18 protein-coding genes and 1 pseudogene are annotated in these 15415 nt (G+C 70.5%); 10 read left to right on the plus strand and 9 right to left on the minus strand.

Annotated elements, in window-relative coordinates:
• Window positions 1–87: 87 nt before the first annotated feature.
• From F9C11_RS04380 to F9C11_RS04405, 6 genes are all read right to left on the minus strand, one after another.
• A complete protein-coding gene (locus F9C11_RS04380; RefSeq protein ID WP_409183631.1) occupies window positions 88–918 on the minus strand; it encodes a DUF4349 domain-containing protein in 831 nt (276 codons plus the stop codon).
• A gap of 66 nt (window positions 919–984) precedes the next feature.
• Entirely contained in the window at window positions 985–1497 is a 513-nt protein-coding gene (locus F9C11_RS04385) for a YbjN domain-containing protein (RefSeq protein WP_009071931.1), read from the minus strand.
• Window positions 1494–2792 carry a D-inositol-3-phosphate glycosyltransferase gene (gene mshA / locus F9C11_RS04390; protein WP_409183632.1) on the minus strand — a complete coding sequence of 433 codons (1299 nt, stop codon included), beginning with the start codon at window positions 2790–2792 and terminating at the stop codon, window positions 1494–1496. Before mshA ends, F9C11_RS04385 begins: the two co-directional genes overlap by 4 nt.
• Window positions 2793–2805: 13 nt before the next feature.
• Window positions 2806–3627 carry an alpha/beta fold hydrolase gene (locus F9C11_RS04395; RefSeq protein WP_409183633.1) on the minus strand — a complete coding sequence of 274 codons (822 nt, stop codon included), beginning with the start codon at window positions 3625–3627 and terminating at the stop codon, window positions 2806–2808.
• A 28-nt stretch (window positions 3628–3655) separates the two neighbouring features.
• Window positions 3656–4843 (minus strand): Ig-like domain-containing protein, encoded by a 1188-nt coding sequence (locus F9C11_RS04400; protein WP_409183634.1) that lies wholly within the window; start codon window positions 4841–4843, stop codon window positions 3656–3658.
• A gap of 177 nt (window positions 4844–5020) precedes the next feature.
• Window positions 5021–6076, minus strand: a complete 1056-nt coding sequence (locus tag F9C11_RS04405) for a UDP-N-acetylmuramate dehydrogenase (RefSeq protein ID WP_409183635.1) — start codon at window positions 6074–6076, stop codon at window positions 5021–5023.
• A 110-nt stretch (window positions 6077–6186) separates the two neighbouring features.
• On the opposite strand from F9C11_RS04405, the gene F9C11_RS04410 reads away from it, so the two are divergent.
• The 6 genes and pseudogenes from F9C11_RS04410 to F9C11_RS04435 all read left to right on the plus strand — a co-directional run bounded on the left by F9C11_RS04410 (window position 6187) and on the right by F9C11_RS04435 (window position 10019).
• Entirely contained in the window at window positions 6187–6687 is a 501-nt protein-coding gene (locus F9C11_RS04410; protein WP_409183636.1) for a DUF2505 domain-containing protein, read from the plus strand.
• Complete coding sequence (locus F9C11_RS04415; RefSeq protein WP_409183637.1) at window positions 6666–7466, plus strand: class I SAM-dependent methyltransferase; 801 nt, start codon at window positions 6666–6668, stop codon at window positions 7464–7466. Before F9C11_RS04410 ends, F9C11_RS04415 begins: the two co-directional genes overlap by 22 nt.
• 69 nt (window positions 7467–7535) lie before the next feature.
• On the plus strand, window positions 7536–8333 hold the full coding sequence (locus F9C11_RS04420) for a DedA family protein (protein WP_409183638.1): 798 nt from the start codon (window positions 7536–7538) through the stop codon (window positions 8331–8333).
• A pseudogene (locus F9C11_RS04425) lies at window positions 8242–8841 on the plus strand (maleylpyruvate isomerase family mycothiol-dependent enzyme); the annotation flags it as partial. The gene F9C11_RS04420 and the pseudogene F9C11_RS04425, both read left to right, overlap by 92 nt.
• 45 nt (window positions 8842–8886) lie before the next feature.
• Entirely contained in the window at window positions 8887–9738 is an 852-nt protein-coding gene (gene purU / locus F9C11_RS04430; RefSeq protein WP_409186810.1) for a formyltetrahydrofolate deformylase, read from the plus strand.
• On the plus strand, window positions 9738–10019 hold the full coding sequence (locus F9C11_RS04435) for a hypothetical protein (RefSeq protein ID WP_409183639.1): 282 nt from the start codon (window positions 9738–9740) through the stop codon (window positions 10017–10019). Before purU ends, F9C11_RS04435 begins: the two co-directional genes overlap by 1 nt.
• 42 nt (window positions 10020–10061) lie before the next feature.
• On the opposite strand, the gene F9C11_RS04440 is transcribed toward F9C11_RS04435, so the two are convergent.
• Window positions 10062–11111 carry an NAD(P)-dependent alcohol dehydrogenase gene (locus F9C11_RS04440; RefSeq protein WP_409183640.1) on the minus strand — a complete coding sequence of 350 codons (1050 nt, stop codon included), beginning with the start codon at window positions 11109–11111 and terminating at the stop codon, window positions 10062–10064.
• Between the two features lie 122 nt (window positions 11112–11233).
• Here F9C11_RS04440 and F9C11_RS04445 point away from each other — a divergent pair, with 122 nt between their 5' ends.
• Window positions 11234–11851, plus strand: coding sequence for a TetR/AcrR family transcriptional regulator (locus F9C11_RS04445; protein WP_409186811.1), 618 nt, complete (start codon window positions 11234–11236; stop codon window positions 11849–11851).
• Here F9C11_RS04445 and F9C11_RS04450 read toward each other — a convergent pair.
• Window positions 11832–12776 carry a helix-turn-helix transcriptional regulator gene (locus tag F9C11_RS04450; protein WP_409183641.1) on the minus strand — a complete coding sequence of 315 codons (945 nt, stop codon included), beginning with the start codon at window positions 12774–12776 and terminating at the stop codon, window positions 11832–11834. The genes F9C11_RS04445 and F9C11_RS04450 overlap by 20 nt on opposite strands.
• 62 nt (window positions 12777–12838) lie before the next feature.
• Here F9C11_RS04450 and F9C11_RS04455 point away from each other — a divergent pair, with 62 nt between their 5' ends.
• Genes F9C11_RS04455 through F9C11_RS04465 form a run of 3 tightly spaced genes read left to right on the plus strand, consistent with a single transcriptional unit; the run spans window position 12839 to window position 14346 of the window.
• A complete protein-coding gene (locus F9C11_RS04455) occupies window positions 12839–13231 on the plus strand; it encodes a RidA family protein (RefSeq protein ID WP_409183642.1) in 393 nt (130 codons plus the stop codon).
• Window positions 13228–13632, plus strand: coding sequence for an SRPBCC domain-containing protein (locus tag F9C11_RS04460; protein ID WP_409183643.1), 405 nt, complete (start codon window positions 13228–13230; stop codon window positions 13630–13632). The genes F9C11_RS04455 and F9C11_RS04460 overlap by 4 nt, the downstream gene beginning before the upstream one ends.
• Before the next feature lie 54 nt (window positions 13633–13686).
• The gene (locus F9C11_RS04465) at window positions 13687–14346 is read left to right on the plus strand and encodes a haloacid dehalogenase type II (protein WP_409183644.1); all 660 of its coding nucleotides are present in this window, start codon (window positions 13687–13689) and stop codon (window positions 14344–14346) included.
• On the opposite strand, the gene F9C11_RS04470 is transcribed toward F9C11_RS04465, so the two are convergent.
• Window positions 14336–15361 (minus strand): NADP-dependent oxidoreductase, encoded by a 1026-nt coding sequence (locus F9C11_RS04470; protein ID WP_409183645.1) that lies wholly within the window; start codon window positions 15359–15361, stop codon window positions 14336–14338. The two genes, F9C11_RS04465 and F9C11_RS04470, sit on opposite strands and share 11 nt — an antisense overlap.
• Window positions 15362–15415 lie beyond the last annotated feature (54 nt).

A 15415-nucleotide genomic window follows, 5' to 3' on the forward strand; every position in this document is an offset into this window, starting at 1 on the left:
CTCGTCACCGGGTCCAGCAAGGCGGGACCTGCAGCGGGACGGCTCGAGATCGCGACTCCCCCCTCCCTCGAGCCGTTCCGCCAGCCCTCACTCCGCTGGCCTGGCCTTGCGCCGCCGCCGCAGCCACCAGAACACCGCGCCCGCCGGGATCCCGAACGCGAGCAAGAACGGCAGCAGCGCGCCCAGCACCCGCACGAGCCCGCTGCAGAAGGCGACGAACGCGTCCCATCCCCCGGCCAGTCCGGCAAGGAAACCGCTCGACTCGGCCGCCGCCGGAGCCTCCTGCCGCGTCACCGACAGTGACACGGTCGCCATCGCGACCCGGCCGGCCAGCGACGCCTGCTGCCGCTCCAGCGACTCGAGCGTGGACTGCCTGCTGGTCAGCTCGCTTTCGACGGACGCGATCTCGGACACCGACTGCGCCTTCGCCAGCAGTGCGCGGATCCGCTCGACGCTCGCGCGCTGAGTCGCCAGCCGCGCGTCCACGTCGACCACCTGCGCGGTCACGTCCTGTGCGCTGATTTCCCGCCGCTTCACCTGGCCGAGCCCGCCGAGTTGGTCGAGCACGCCGTCGAGTTTCTCCGCGGGCACCGACAGGGTCAGCGACGCGGAATCCTCCGTCGCGCTCTCCTGCCCGGGGTAGCCGCCCGCTCCGGTCGCGATCGCCTTGGCGCGCGAGACGACGTCGTCGGTCTTCGGCGTGGTCAGCTCCAGCCGCGCGCTGCGCGCCAGCTTGCGATCAGTCGCGCCGGGCTCGGGCACCGACGCCTGCGCGTTGCCCTGCTTCGGCGCCGCCCCCTGCTCCTGCCGCTGCGCGGGCGCGACAGCCGACCTCGCCGAATCCGTGCTGGTGCCGCTGCATCCGGCCAGCAGCACCAGCGCGGCGCCCGCGAGCACGCATCTCCATCGAGTCCGCATTCCCGTCTCCCTCCAGTCGTTGGCGGTGAGACGGGCCGGGCGGGCGGACCCGTTGCACGGAATCGGTTACGACTCGGTCAACCCCGGTTCGTGCCCTCCGGCGGGTTCGGCGAGGTGTTTGAACGCCTGCAGGTTCGCCAGCGATTCCCCGCGCGAGACCCGCCAGTCCCATTCGCGCTTGATCGACGTGGCGAAGCCGATTTCCAGCAGAATGTTGAAATCGCCGTCGGCGGCCTCGAGCACCTGGCCGAGGATCTTGTCCAGTTCGGACTCGGTCACCGTCTCCTTGCCGAAGCGGCCGACCAGGTAGATGTCGCCGAGACTGTCCACTGTGTAGTGCACGCCGTAGAGCCGGGCGTTGCGCTGCAACAGGAACCGGTACACGTCCTCGTGCCGCTCGTCCGGGCGGCGGCAGACGAACGCCTCCACCGAGAACGCGTGGTCGCCGTCCACGAGCCAGCAGTTGGTCTGCAGCTTCTTGGTTCCCGGCAACGTCACGAAATAACGGCCTTCGCCGCGACGGTCGTATTTGAGCCCACTTGAGTCCAAAGTGGACTTGATAGTCGCGTCAAGGCTCACACTGCCACCTCCGCCCGCAGTTCCAGCGCCTGCCGGAACGCTCTGGTCGCCTGAGCATAGATGTCGAGCAAGGAATCCGTGGTGCGCCGCCAGGAAAACCGCTGCGCGTGCCGCACCGCGTTGGACGCCAGCTCCGCCCGCCGGTCCGGCCGCAGCGCGACCGCGGCGAGCGCGTCGGCCCAGTCCGCCGCGCCGTGCGACGGAACCAGCAGCCCGGACACCCCGTGCGGCACCGCGACCGGCAATCCGCCGACCTCCGCCGCCACCACCGGCGTACCGCAGGCCTGCGCTTCGAGCGCGACCAAACCGAAGGATTCGTTGTAGCTCGGCACCGCGACGACGTCGGCCGCGCGAAACACCGTGCGCAGCTTCGATCCGCTCTGCGGCGGCAGGAACCGCACCTGCTCGGCGATGCCCAGCGACACCGCCAATTCCCGCAACGCCTGCGGCTGCTCCAGTCCGGTGCCGGACGGTCCGCCGACCACCAGAACCACCAGCCGCGAAGCCAGTTCCGGCCGCTGCCGCAGCATTTCCGCGGCCGCATGCACCAGCACGTCCGGCGCCTTGAGCGGCTGGATCCGGCCGGCGAAGGCGAGCACGACCGCGTCCGGCGACAAGTTCAGCTCGCGGCGCGCTTCCAGCTGCGACCCGGGCGTGAACCGTTCGAGGTCGACTCCCGGCGGCACCGCGTGCACCGCGTGCGGCGAGGCCCCGTAGAGGTCGACCAGCTGCCGAGCCTCGACCTGGGTGTTCGCGACCAGGCAGTCCGCCTCGGCGACCACCTGCTCCTCGCCCATCACCCGCGTCCGCGGCTCGGGTTTGTCGCCATCGGCGAGCAGCGCGTTCTTGACCTTGGCCAGCGTGTGCGCGGTGTGCACGAGCGGCACGCCCCAGCGGTCCCTGGCGAGCCAGCCGACCTGTCCGGACAGCCAGTAGTGCGAGTGGATCAGGTCGTAGTAGCCCGGTTCGTGAAACGCCTCCGCGCGCAGCACGCCCGAGGTGAACGCGCACAGCTGCGCGGGCAGCTCGTCGCGCGCCAGCGGCTCGAACGGCCCGGCCGGCACGTGCCGCACCGTGACGCCGGGAGCCAGTTCGGCCAGCGGCGGCTGCTCCGACGAGGTCGCCCTCGTGAACACCTCGACCTCGATGCCGCGCCGCGCCATCTCCTGCGCGGTCTGGCTGACGTACACGTTCATCCCCCCGGCGTCGCCGGTGCCCGGCTGCTCGAGCGGGGAGGTGTGCACGGACAAGACCGCGATCCGGCGCGGCTCAGCGATGAATCCCTTGAGGGTCACCTGGTCACTCCTGCTATTCGGCTGCGTCCCCGGCGAACCGCCGCAGCACGGAGTTGAAGTCCTCCGGCTCCTCGACGAACGGCAGATGCCCGGCCTCAACGAACCAACGCAGGACCGCCCCCGGAATCTTCCCGGCCGAATACTCTGCCGCCGAAGGATCCACCACCTCATCCGCCGAACCGTGCACCACGAGCGCCGGCTTGTCGACGGCGGCGAGCACGTCACCACTGCCGATGTCCCGCCGGAACAGCGCGCCGCGCACCGCGGGCGGCACCGAAAGCGAACTGCCGAGCATCGCCTGCGCGTACGCGCCCGGCACCTTCGGGCTGGCCTGGGCACGGGTGAACTCGACCAGCGCGGGGATCGCCACCTCGGCGTCTTCGGACAGCGCGGCGGGAAGCGCGGCCCGCATGACCGGCCCGGTCGCGCCGCCCTCGCGCTTGCGGCCGATCTCGGTGATCGCGCCCACGAGCACGATGCCGCCGAGCCGTGCGGTGCCGTGCTCGCGCAGGTAGTCGGCGATCACCAGCCCGCCGTAGGACCAGCCGACGACGATCGCGCCCGGACCGGCGAAGTCGAGCACCGCGGCGAGGTCGCCGGCCCACTGCGCCGGATCGTCGTAGCCGGACGCGGGGACGGCGGAGCCGCCGTGGCCGCGCAGGTCCATCGCGACGAGCCGGAACCGCTCGTTCAGCGCCGGATCGGCCAGCTGAGCGGACCAGGCAGCGGCGGACTGGGCCCAGCCGTGCACGAAGACGATCGGACGCGCGTTCTCCGGGCCTTCGGCGCGCAGTGCGATCCGCACGCCGCCGGCCCCGGTCACCTCAGTGTTCACTTCTACTTGTTAGCAGACCGCTAGCGGATCACTTCGCGGCCGACATCGACTTCCAGGTCGGCCAGTCGTAGAACCAGTCCTTGACGTCGGAGTTGGTCGGGCTGCCCAGCCGCGAGCCGGTGACCTCGACCGGGTCGCCGATCATCGCCGAGTCGAAGTAGGCCTTGGCGTCCGCCTCGAGCAGGTTGACGCAGCCGTGCGAGTTGTTGGTCTTGCCGATCGCGGCCGCGTTGTCCTGGTTCTCGTGGATGAACTCGCCGTGGTTGGAGAACCGGCAGGCCCACTTCTTGTTGACGTTGGTGTAGCCGTAGCGGGCGTTGTCGAACACCGCGTGCGGCTCCTTCGACATGATGATGAAGGTGCCGTTCGGGGTGTTGCGCTGGACGTCCGAGTCGAGCCCGTTGGAGCACGGGTAGCTCGCGCTCTCCGCGCCGCCGCGGTAGACCTTCATCACATGGTCCGGCGTGTGGATCTTGACCACCTGGTTGCGGCCGATCTTGAACTTGGTGCTGACGTCCGATTTCACGTAGACGCCCCCGCCGAGGTCCACCCCGTACAGGTTGGCCTCGACCTCGACGGTCGTGTTGGCAGGCCAGTACTCCTTGGGCCGCCAGTCCACCTGGTTCGGCGACAGCCAGGCCCACGAGCCCTCGACGTTCTTGCTGGTCTTGACCTTGAGCGCCTTCTCGACCGCGGCCCGGTCCTTCGGCGCGCCGCCGTTGAACTTCACGCTGATCGGCATCGCGACGCCCACCTCGGCGTCGTCGCCCGGGTTCAGCGTGGCGCGCACCGTCTTGGCCGGGCTGACCGTGGCGAACGACCCCTTCAGCTCGGCGGGCCGCTGGTCGGTGCCGGTCGCCTTGGCCGAGTAGGTGTAGGTCTTGCCGTAGCCGAGCGGTTCGGAACTGGTCCAGGACAGGCCGTCCGGGGCGAGTTCGCCCTTGATCTCGTCGCCGCCCTCGTTGGTCAGCTTGACCTCGGTCAGCTTGCCTTCGGTGACCTTCACCACCACCGGCTCGCGCACGCTCGCGTCCTTGGCCCCGGCGGCAGGCGTCGCGGTGAGCTTCGCCACCGGGGCGGCCGGCTTGCCGCCGTTGTCGCCGCTGCCGCCCTGCGGCGACGCGGTTCCGTCGTTGCTTCCGCCCGAGCACGCGGCGGCCAGCGCCGCCGCGCCGGTCGCGAGAACGGCCTTGAACACCGTACGGCGCTCGATCACGGTCTTACCTCCACTTGTCCCCCGCACCGGCATCTCCCACGCACCTCAGCGCCGGTAAGCGATTCGACGTTACCTGCGAAGCGGAAATTCCTCTCCATCCCGCAAGACGTTTCACCCGGCGCCCGGTTGCTGCCGGTTTGCTTCTCGATTGGCTCGCCCGGGTTACCCCGGGAGTCCTCAGAGCGAACAGTTGATCAGCAGTGGTTCCGGATACAGCCGCACCCCGAACCGGGCTTCGACGCCGTCGCGGACCTCGCGAGCCAACGCGAGCAGGTCCTCCGTGCTGGCCTGGCCGCGGTTGGTCAGCGCCAGAGTGTGCTTGGTAGACAGCGAGACGCGCCCGCCCGGTCCGGGGTAACCCTTGCCGAACCCAGCCCGCTCGATCAGCCACGCGGCGGACAGCTTCACCCCGCCGCTGGCCGGGTACTGCGGAATCCTGCCCTCGGTCGACTCCGCGATCCTCGCGAGCACCTTCGCCGCTTCCGCTTCGGGAACGATCGGGTTGGTGAAGAACGAGCCCGCGCTCCAGGTGTCGTGATCGGCCGGGTCGAGCACCATGCCCTTGCCGCGCCGCAGCCCGAGCACCGCTTCGCGGGCTTGCGCGGCGGGGACTTTCGCATCGATTTCGACACCCAGCGTGCGCGCCAGCTCCGCGTACCGGATGGGCGCGGACTGCCCGCTCGGGTCGATCCGGAACCGCACGCTGAGCACCACGCCGCGGTCGGTGCCCTTGAGCACGCTGGTGCGATAGGCGAAGCCGAGTTCTTCGGCCTTGACCGTCCGCACCTCCTTCGCGGCCCGGTCGTACAACTCGACGGAGACGATCGACTCGGCCACCTCGCCGCCGTACGCCCCGACGTTCTGGATCGGCGTCGCCCCGACCGACCCGGGGATCCCGGAGAGACACTCGAGCCCGCCAAGACCGCTCTCGACCAGCGCGGAGACGAACGCGTCCCACTCCTGCCCGGCGGCTGCCTCGACGAGGTCGCCGTCGCGAGTCCAGCCGGTATTGGCGATCCGCACGAGGGTCCCCGCGAAGCCTTCATCGCCGACGACGAGATTCGACCCACCGCCGAGCAGCAGGACTGGCTCGCCGGACTCGTCCGCCTCCCGCACGGCAGCGACAAGCTCGGCCGGGGAGGTCGCGGTGACGAACCGGCGCACCGGCCCGCCGAGACGGAGGGTCGTGTACTCGGCGAGACGGGTCAGACCAGGCGTTTCAGCGATGTCCACGGTGACTGACGCTACCGAGAATTCTCGGCGGGGCGGACGGCGCCCGCTATTCAGCGCCAAGAGAGCGCTACCGCAGCTGACCGCCGCATCCGCCCGGTACTGTCCGCTGCATGGGATCCCGCATCGAGCACCGCGGCGAATTCGATGGTTCGCTCGAAACCGTCTTCACCGCTGTAGCCGGAGAGGAAGCACTCCGCGCCCGCCTCGCCGCCCTCGGCGGCGACGACGCCAAACTCCTCGCCTACACCGCCGAAGGCGGCTCCGTGCGCTACGAACTCCAGCACGGCATCAAGGCGGCCAAACTCCCCCAGGCCGTCCGCGCCCTGCACAAGGGCGACATCATCGTCAACCGCACCCAGACCTGGAAGCGGTCCGGCGACGAGTACACCGGCCGGTCCGAAGTCAGCGTCGGCGGCGTGCCTGGCGAGATCAGCGCCTCGACGTACCTCTCCCCGAAGGGCGGCAAGGTCCTGCTCCGCACCACCGGCGAGGTCGTCGTGCGGATCCCGCTGTTCGGCGGCCGGATCGAGGAGTTCGTCTCCGAGCAGGTCGTCAACCTGCTGCGGCACGAGGACGAGTTCACCGCGCAGTGGCTGGCCGAGCACGCCTGACCCCGGTGGGAGCCCCGACCAGGGGCACCACCAATCCCAACCGGTTGCGCCGGGTCGACCGCTGGCTCGCGGGCGACCCGGCCGTCACGCGGCTGCTGCGCCGGGGCGAAAGTCCCCTTGTCGTCGACCTCGGCTACGGAGCGTCGCCGGTCACCACCGTCGAACTGGCCCGCTGGCTGGCGCGCGTGCGGCCGGACGTCCGGGTGCTCGGGCTCGAACTCGACCCGGAGCGCGTCGCCGCCGCCCTGCCCGCCGCCGATCCGCCGCGGCTCGACTTCCGGCGCGGCGGCTTCGAGCTGGCCGGGACGCGGCCGGTCCTGGTGCGCGCGTTCAACGTGCTCCGCCAGTACGCCGAGGACGAGGTGCCCGGCGCGTGGCAGCTGATGCTCGACGCGATGCCGCCGGACGGCCTGCTCGTCGAGGGCACCTGCGACGAGATCGGCAGGCTGGTCGCCTGGGTCCTGGTCGGGGCGGACGGCCCGCGCACGCTGACCCTGTCGCTGCGCCTCGCCGGACTCGACCGTCCGTCCACAGTGGCCGAACGGCTGCCGAAGATCCTCATCCACCGCAACGTTCCCGGCGAACGCGTGCACGCCCTGATGTCCACTTTGGACGAATGCTGGGCGGCCGCCGCGCCGCACCGGTCGTTCGGCGTGCGCGCCCGCTGGACCACCACCGTCGCCATGCTCGCCGACCGCGGCTGGCCGGTGCTCGGCAATCCGGACCGCCGCCGGCTCGGCGAGCTGACCGTGGCCTGGGAGAGCGTCGCGCCGCGCTGAACCCACCTGTTCACCACCCGCACCCCGCTGGGTCATCCCGTGGTGACCTTCAGTGCTGACGATGAGCGGGTGGAACTGCTGGAACACGTCACCGAGCTGATCCGGGGCGCGCTCGGCTCGCCCTGGCTGTGGGTGCTCGTGTTCGCGATCGCCGGACTGGACGCGCTGCTCCCGTTCATGCCGAGCGAGACCACCGTGGTGACCGTCGCCGTCCTGATCGGACCGGACCTCGGCAGGCTCGCGCTGCTCGTCGTCGTCTCCGCCGCCGGTGCGTGGGCGGGCGACTGTCTCGGCTACGCCGTGGGCCGCGCCGCCGGACCGCGCGCGGTCGCCTGGCTGCAGCGCGGGCCGTCCGGGCGGCAACGCTACGAATGGGCTCGCGACCAAGTCCGCAGGCAAGCGCCGCTGCTGATCGTCGCCGCGCGCTACCTGCCCGGCGGCCGCGTCGCGAGCGCGCTGGCCAACGGCAGCCTCGGCTACCCGCTGCGCCGGTTCGTGCCGCTCGACGCCGCGGGCGCGGCGCTGTGGTCGGGGTACAGCGCGTTGATCGGGCTCGCCGGAGGCGCCGCGTTCGCCGACCGCCCGGTCTACGGCCTGCTGTTGTCGTTGCTGCTCGGGCTGCTGCTGGTCGCGCTGATCGAATTCGGCCGACGAGTGCGGGCGCGCAGGCTACGGTCAAGGCATGGACGCGCCACGTCTGCTGGAAGCGATCGACATCCACGCCGACCGGATCAAGACCGCGGCGCTCGCCGCTGGTCCGGCCGCGCCGGTCCGGAACTGTCCGGAGTGGACAGTGCGGGACCTGGTGACCCACCTGACGGCGGTGCTCTCGTACACGGTCGCGGCGATCACCGACCGGAATGCTGAGCCGCCGCGCGCGAGCACCTGGGAGGACACCCTCGGCTGCTGGGACGGCGAAAGGATGGCCGTCCGCGAAGCGCTGCGCCGTCCGGCGGACACCCCGCTGCGCTCGCCGTTCCCGCACGGCGAGCCGGTCACCGTCGGAGACTGGACGCGCCGGCTCGCGCACGAGTTCGCCATCCACCGGCTCGACGCGGAAAGCGCACTGCCCACGCCGCCGGTCACCCGGTACCGCACCGAATTCGCCGAGGACGGCATCGACGAGTTCCTCGCCTTCCTGACCCCGCGCCGCGGCCGGCCGAGCGGGCGGAGCGGGATCGTCCAGGTCTCCACCGACACGCGGACGTGGACCGTGCTGCTGCACCCGGATCAGCCGCCGACGCTGGGCGAAGGCGTCCCGGACGTCACACTCACCGGCCCGGCCGACGACGTCTACCGCGCGCTGTGGGGCCGTCCGAACCACGCCGGGAAAGTCGGCGACGCCACCCTTCTGGAGCCCCTCGCAGCGCCCTGACCAGCGGCCGGAGAGAATGGGCGGGTGTCAGATCCCCAGCGTTACGTGCTCACCTTCGGCTGCCCCGACCGCACCGGCATCATCGCCCGCATCTCGGGCTTCCTCGCCGACCACGGCGGAATGATCGTCGAGGCGGCGTACCACACCGACCCCGACTCGGGCTGGTTCTTCACCCGCCAGGTCGTGCGTGCCGACTCGCTGCCGTTCGACGCCGCGGGACTGCGCGAGCGGTTCGGCGAGGTGGCCGGCGAGCTGTCCGCGGAGTCGAGCTGGCAGGTGCGCGACACCGGCGAACGCCCGCGCGCGGTGGTGCTGGTTTCGAAGGCCGGGCACTGCCTGTACGACCTGCTCGGCCGGGTCGCCTCCGGCGAGCTGGAGGTCGACATCGCCGCGGTGATCGGCAACCACGATTCGCTCGCCGACATCACCCGCGCGCACGGGATCCCGTTCCACCACGTGCCGTTCCCGGCCGGCGACCCGGAGGGCAAGGCGGCCGCGTTCGCCAAGGTCCGCGAACTGGTCGACGCACACGACCCGCACGCGATCGTACTGGCGCGGTTCATGCAGGTGCTGCCCGCGGAACTGTGCGCGGCGTGGGCCGGGCGCGCGCTGAACATCCACCACAGCTTCCTGCCGTCGTTCGTCGGCGCGAAGCCGTACCACCAGGCGCACACCCGCGGCGTGAAGCTCGTCGGCGCGACCTGCCACTACGTCACCGCCGACCTCGACGCCGGTCCGATCATCGAACAGGACGTGATCCGCGTCGACCACGGCGATTCGGTGCAGGACCTGGTGCGCAAGGGCCGGGACATCGAGAAGATCACGCTCGCCCGCGGCCTGCGCTGGCACCTGGAAGGACGTGTTCTGGTGCACGGCAACCGGACTATGGTCATGTAGTGCTCTGGTCATGGGTGAAATTCTGGGGACTGCTGGTCGTTTTCGCCGGGCTGCTGGTCTTGAGCCTGGTCTCGCTGAACCAAACCGACGTCACGTGCGGCGGGGAGACCATGCGCGCCGGGGACACCTGCGTGTCCCGCGGCGTCAATCGCGGCCGCGAGGACCAGGAATCGGAAAACAACGGCCGGAACTGGATCGGCATCGCCATCGGCGGGCTGGGCGTGCTCGGCTACGCCGCCTATGGCGTGTTCGAGCTGCGCGACCGCCGCAAAGCGGCCTGAAGCCGTGGTTCCGGGTCCGCCCCGGAACCACGGCCCCGAGGCTCACGCGCCGATCGTCGAGGCGTCGATCACGAAGCGGTACCGCACGTCGCTGTTCTCGACCCGCGCGTACGCCTCGTTCACCTGGTCCGCGCTGATCGTCTCGATCTCCGCGCCGACGCCGTGCTCCGCGCAGAAGTCCAGCATCTCCTGCGTTTCCGCGATGCCGCCGATCATCGAACCGGCCAGCACGCGGTTGCCGCCGAGCAGGGAGAAGACGTTGTACTCCAACGGTTCCCCCGGCGCGCCGACGTTCACCATCGCGCCGCCGACGCGCAGCAGGCTGAGGTAAGCGTCGACCGGCAGCTTCGCCGAGACGGTGTTGAGGATGACGTCGAACCGCCCGGCGAGCGTCTCGAAGGTCGACTCGTCGCTGGTCGCGTAGTAGTCCTTCGCGCCGAGCCGGAGGCCGTCTTCCTGCTTCTTCAGGCTCTGGCTGAGCACGGTGACTTCCGCGCCCATCGCGACGGCCAGCTTGACCGCCATGTGCCCGAGCCCGCCAAGCCCGACGACGGCGACCTTCTTGCCCGGTCCCGCACCCCAGCGGCGCAGCGGCGAGTACGTGGTGATGCCCGCGCACAGCAGCGGCGCGGCGACGTCGAGGGAGATGCCTTCCGGAATCCGGCAGACGAACGCGTCCTTCACGACGATCTGCCGGCTGTATCCGCCGTAGGTGTTCTCGCCGTCGAAGCCGACGCCGTTGTAGGTCTGCACGTTGCCCTTGACGCAGAACTGCTCGGACCCGGCGCGGCAGTACTCGCACTCCCCGCAGGAATCGACCATGCAGCCGACCCCGACCCGGTCGCCGACCTGGTACTTCGTGACGTCCGAGCCGACCGCGGCGACCACGCCGGCGATCTCGTGGCCGGGCACCATCGGGAAGATCGCGGTCCCCCAGTCCTGGTGGACCTGGTGCAGGTCGCTGTGGCAGATGCCGGCGTAGGCGATGTCGATGAGCACGTCGTCGGGCCGCAGGTCACGGCGCTCGATCGTCGTGGGGGCGAGCGGTCCGCCCGGCGCCGCGGCGGCGATGGCGGAGGTGGTCGTGGTCATGAATCCCTCCTGGGCGTCCCGTCCGGTGCGGGACGTAAATCGATGTAAGAACCCTCTTACATCGACTAGCGTGGGCGTCGGCTTATTCCTCGACACGAGCACGATCGGGTGTGACGCACGACATGGCGGCGCAGTACCACCATCGCAATCTGCGCGCCGAGCTCGTGCGCGTCTCGCTCGAACTGATCGCGGAGAACGGGATCGCCGGGTTCTCGGTCGCCGAAGCCGCGCGGCGGGCGAAGGTCTCCGCCGCCGCGCCGTACCGGCATTTCCCGGACCGAGCGGCGTTGCTGGCCGCGGTCGGCACGGTCGCCGCGCGCCAGCTTCGCGAACTCGCCGAGGAGGCAGCGGCTGCCGAGACCGACGACGGTGCCGCGCTGGCCGCCGTCGCAGCCGCGCACACCAAGTACCTGATCGACACCCGGATCGGCTTGCATGTCTTCTTCGCCTCGGAGTTGGCCGACGTGCAGTACGTCGAACTGCACGAGGCCCGCCGCGAACTGGTCGACGCGTCGCTGCTGCGCTGTCTCGCGATCGCGCCGGACCCGGCGACCGCGCTGGAACTGATGGAGCAGCTCCACACCCAGGCTTACGGCTACGGCGATTTCTACCTCAACGGCGTCTACCAATGGCTTGGCTACCCGACGGAGCAGGTCGTGGCCAAGTCGCGGCGGGCGGCGCGGATCGTGATCGAGGCTTACCGCGCGGGCAATCCGGCGATCAGTCCGGCGGAGTGGTGACGTAGCGGGCGGCCAGCCAGGAACCGAAGGCGTGCAACCGATCGGTGAGCGCGGCCGGTTCGACGACGTCGAAATCCACGTCCAGGAAAGCCAGCCAGCGGGCGGCCCAGTCGAGATCGTCGGTGCCGAACCGGAGTTCGCATTCGTCGCCGTCCTCGACCACGGTGGCCACGCTGGGGTCGACAAGCTCCCGGACCAGCTCGGCTGAAGTGTGCACCCGGACCCGGACGCGATGCCGCCACCCAGCGTCGGCGAGCAGATCGGCCACAGTGGACAGTGGCTCCGGCGCGGGCAGCTTGATCCCGAGCGGCTGCACTGCTTCGATCCGGTCCACCGCAAAGGTTTTCCACTCGCTTGTCCCGCGTGGACAAGCGACGAGATACCACTGCCGCCGCATCGTCAGGAGCCGATCTGGCTGAACGTCAACGGGTTTCGCCGTCGGCGCGGCCAAGGCCCGATGCCGGATCCGGACCGCTTCGCCCGCCCGGCAGGCCAACGCGAGCGGCACCAGAATGTCGCGCGCGGATTTCCGGAATGGCTTGCCCGGCAACGATTCCACGTTCGCGAGCGCGGCCAGCCTGCCCTGCCAGCGCGTCGGCACCACCTGGGTCAGCTTGGCCAGCGCGGTCACCGTGGCGGTTTCCAGCCCGTCGACCGCCACCGCGGCCTGCAGGCCGAGCGAAACCGCGGCGACCTCGTCGGCGTCCAGCAGCAGCGGCGGCATCGCGGTGCCGTGCGCGAGCCGGTAACCGCCGGCCCGGCCCGGTTCGCCGTCGATGCGGTAGCCGAGTTCGCGCAGCTGGGCGATGTCGCGCCGGGTGGTGCGCTCGGTAACGCCGAGCCGGGCCGCGAGGTCGGTGGCGGAGATGCCCGGACGCGCCTGCAGCAGGGCCAGCGTCTCCAGGCGACGGCTCGTCGTGGTCATGGTCTCGATTCTCGCGCAAACTAGGACAGAATCCGACCGGGTACCCGGTCATACTCGTTCTCATGACTCAGCTGCTCCGCCCCGAAGGGCTCGTCCAGTCCCCCGCCTTCACCCACGTCGCCGTCGTCCCGCCGGGCGCGACCACGATCTACGTCGGCGGCCAGAACGCGGTAGACGCCAGCGGGAAGCTTGTCGGCGGCTCCGACGTCGCCGCGCAGGTCGAGCGGGTGATGGCCAACCTGAAAACCGCCTTGGCGGCCGGGGGCGCGACCGTTCAGGATGTGGTGCTGCTGAACATCCTGCTGGTCGCGGACGTCGATCTCGCCAAGGCTTATCCCGTCGCCGCCGCGGCGCTGGCGGGTGCGACGCCGCCGGTGACCGCCCAGCGGGTCGCGGGGCTCGCCGTACCGGGCGCGCTCGTCGAGGTCAGCGCAATCGCGGCGGTGCCCCGATGAGCGTCGGGCTGACCAAGGACGCGGGCTGGCAGATCGGCGTCTCGAAGACGATCGGCCGCTCCGCCGAGGACGTCTGGGACTTCATCACCTCGCCCGCGGGCGTGGCGATCTGGCTCGGTGAGGGGGTGACCGTCCAAGCCGAACCGGGTGTCGGCTACGAGACCGCCGACGGAATCCGCGGCGAGACGCGAAGTTTCCGCGAGCTGGACCGGATCCGGCTCACCTGGCAGCCGGCCGGCTGGTCGCACGAGACGACGCTGCAGCTGGCCGTCCGCGCCAGCGGCCCGGACAAGGCGATGCTGCGCATCCACCAGGAACGGCTCGCCAACGCCGCCGAACGGGAGCAGCAGCGCCGCCATTGGCAGGGAGTTCTGGCTGAACTGATCACCGCGCTTGCCTAGCCCGCGCCCGGCGGAGGACCCTGGTACGCGAGCGGTTCACCGGCAGGAGGCGCGATGCTGTGCGTGTTCGACGTCAACGAGACCCTGCTCGACCTGAAGGCGCTCGACCCGCTGTTCACCAAGCTCACCGGGAACCCGGAAGCCCGCCAGGAATGGTTCACCCTCGCGATTCACACCGTGCTCACGGTGACCGCGACCGGCCAGTACCGCGATTTCGCGCAGATCGCCGGAGAGGCCGCGGCCGCCGTGTGCGCCCGGCACGGGCACGAGCTGACCGACCTCGAACTGGTGAAGGTCGGCGACGGCCTGCGCGCGCTGCCCGCGCACGCCGACGTCGTGCCCGGCCTTGACCGTTTGCGCCAGGCCGGGCACCAGGTCGTCGCCCTCACGAATTCGCCGCTCGCGACCGCAGAAGCGCAGCTTCAAAACGCTGGCCTGGCAACGAAATTCGACCGAATCTTCTCCGCGCAGCAAGTCAGCAGGCTCAAGCCCGCGCCCGAGCCGTACCTTCAGGTGCTGCGCGCCTTCGGCGCGGAACCCGGCCAGGCGGTGCTGATCGCCGCACACGGCTGGGACATCGCCGGGGCGCAAGCAGCGGGACTCCGGACCGCGCTGCTCGCGCGTCCCGGAGTCCATCCGCTGCCCGGGTTGCCCGCCGCGACCTGCACCGCGGCGACGCTGCCCGAGCTGGCCGACGCGATCGTCAGGAGCTGAGGCGCACCAGCATCTTTCCGGTGTTCGCCCCGCTGAGCAGACCGAGGAAGGCCTCCGGCGCGTTGCGGATACCGTCCACAAAGGTCTCCGAGTACTTGATCTCCCCGGACGCGACGAGCGGCGCGACCTCGGCCACGAACTCCTGCATCAGGTGCCAGTGGTCCAGCACGAGCAGGCCGCGCATGGTGATCCGCTTCGCGATGAGCTGCACCAGGTTGCGCGGAGCCGGGGTCGGCTCGGTGGCGTTGTACTGCGAGATCATGCCGCAGATGGCGATCCGGCCGTGCAGGTTCATCGACGCGATCGCGGCTTCCAGGTGCTCGCCGCCGACGTTGTCGAAGTAGACGTCGATGCCTTCCGGAGCGGCCGCGGCGAGCTGCTCGGCGACCGGCCCGTCCTTGTAGTTGAAAGCGGCGTCGAAGCCGAGGTCTTCGGTGAGGTGGCGGACCTTCTCCGCCGAACCCGCGCTGCCGATCACGCGCTTGGCGCCCTTGAGCCGCGCCAGCTGGCCGACGAGCGAGCCGACCGCACCGGCCGCGCCGGAGACGAAAACCGTGTCGCCGGGCTTGAATTCCGCGCTCACCAGCAGGCCGGCGTACGCGGTCAGGCCCGGCATGCCGAGCACGCCGAGGTAGGTCGAAAGCGGCGCGACGGAATCGTCCACTTTGACCGCTCGCTTGGCGTCGAGCACCGCGTGCGTGCGCCAGCCCGCCTGGTGCAGCACGTGGTCGCCGACCGCGAAGTCGTCCACTGTGGACTCGATGACCTCGCCGACCGCGCCGCCCTGCATGGCCTCGCCCACCACGAACGGCGGCGAGTAGGACTTCACGTCGTTCATCCGCCCGCGCATCGCCGGGTCGACGCTCATCACCAGGTTGCGCACCAGGATCTGCCCGGGACCCGGCTTAGGCACCTCGGTCTCGACGATGTCGAAATTGTCCATGGTCGGGACGCCGTGCGGACGGGCCGCGAGCCGGATCTCGGTCGCCTTGGCGGGCGTTGCGGGTGCGTTCACCGTCGAACTCCGTTTCGTTCAAGCTGGACTGAAGCGGGGCGCGCGCCCCGGCTA

This window comes from Amycolatopsis sp. VS8301801F10 (assembly GCF_046195355.1).
Lineage (GTDB): Bacteria > Actinomycetota > Actinomycetes > Mycobacteriales > Pseudonocardiaceae > Amycolatopsis.

What these genes read in the sequence shown, in the direction of transcription:
- F9C11_RS04380 (WP_409183631.1), bottom strand. Translation starts at nt 918, where the DNA reads ATGCGGACTCGATGGAGATGCGTGCTCGCGGGCGCCGCGCTGGTGCTG.
- F9C11_RS04410 (WP_409183636.1), top strand. Translation starts at nt 6,187, where the DNA reads ATGGGATCCCGCATCGAGCACCGCGGCGAATTCGATGGTTCGCTCGAA.
- F9C11_RS04440 (WP_409183640.1), bottom strand. Translation starts at nt 11,111, where the DNA reads ATGACCACGACCACCTCCGCCATCGCCGCCGCGGCGCCGGGCGGACCG.
- F9C11_RS04445 (WP_409186811.1), top strand. Translation starts at nt 11,234, where the DNA reads ATGGCGGCGCAGTACCACCATCGCAATCTGCGCGCCGAGCTCGTGCGC.
- F9C11_RS04450 (WP_409183641.1), bottom strand. Translation starts at nt 12,776, where the DNA reads ATGACCACGACGAGCCGTCGCCTGGAGACGCTGGCCCTGCTGCAGGCG.
- F9C11_RS04455 (WP_409183642.1), top strand. Translation starts at nt 12,839, where the DNA reads ATGACTCAGCTGCTCCGCCCCGAAGGGCTCGTCCAGTCCCCCGCCTTC.
- F9C11_RS04460 (WP_409183643.1), top strand. Translation starts at nt 13,228, where the DNA reads ATGAGCGTCGGGCTGACCAAGGACGCGGGCTGGCAGATCGGCGTCTCG.
- F9C11_RS04465 (WP_409183644.1), top strand. Translation starts at nt 13,687, where the DNA reads ATGCTGTGCGTGTTCGACGTCAACGAGACCCTGCTCGACCTGAAGGCG.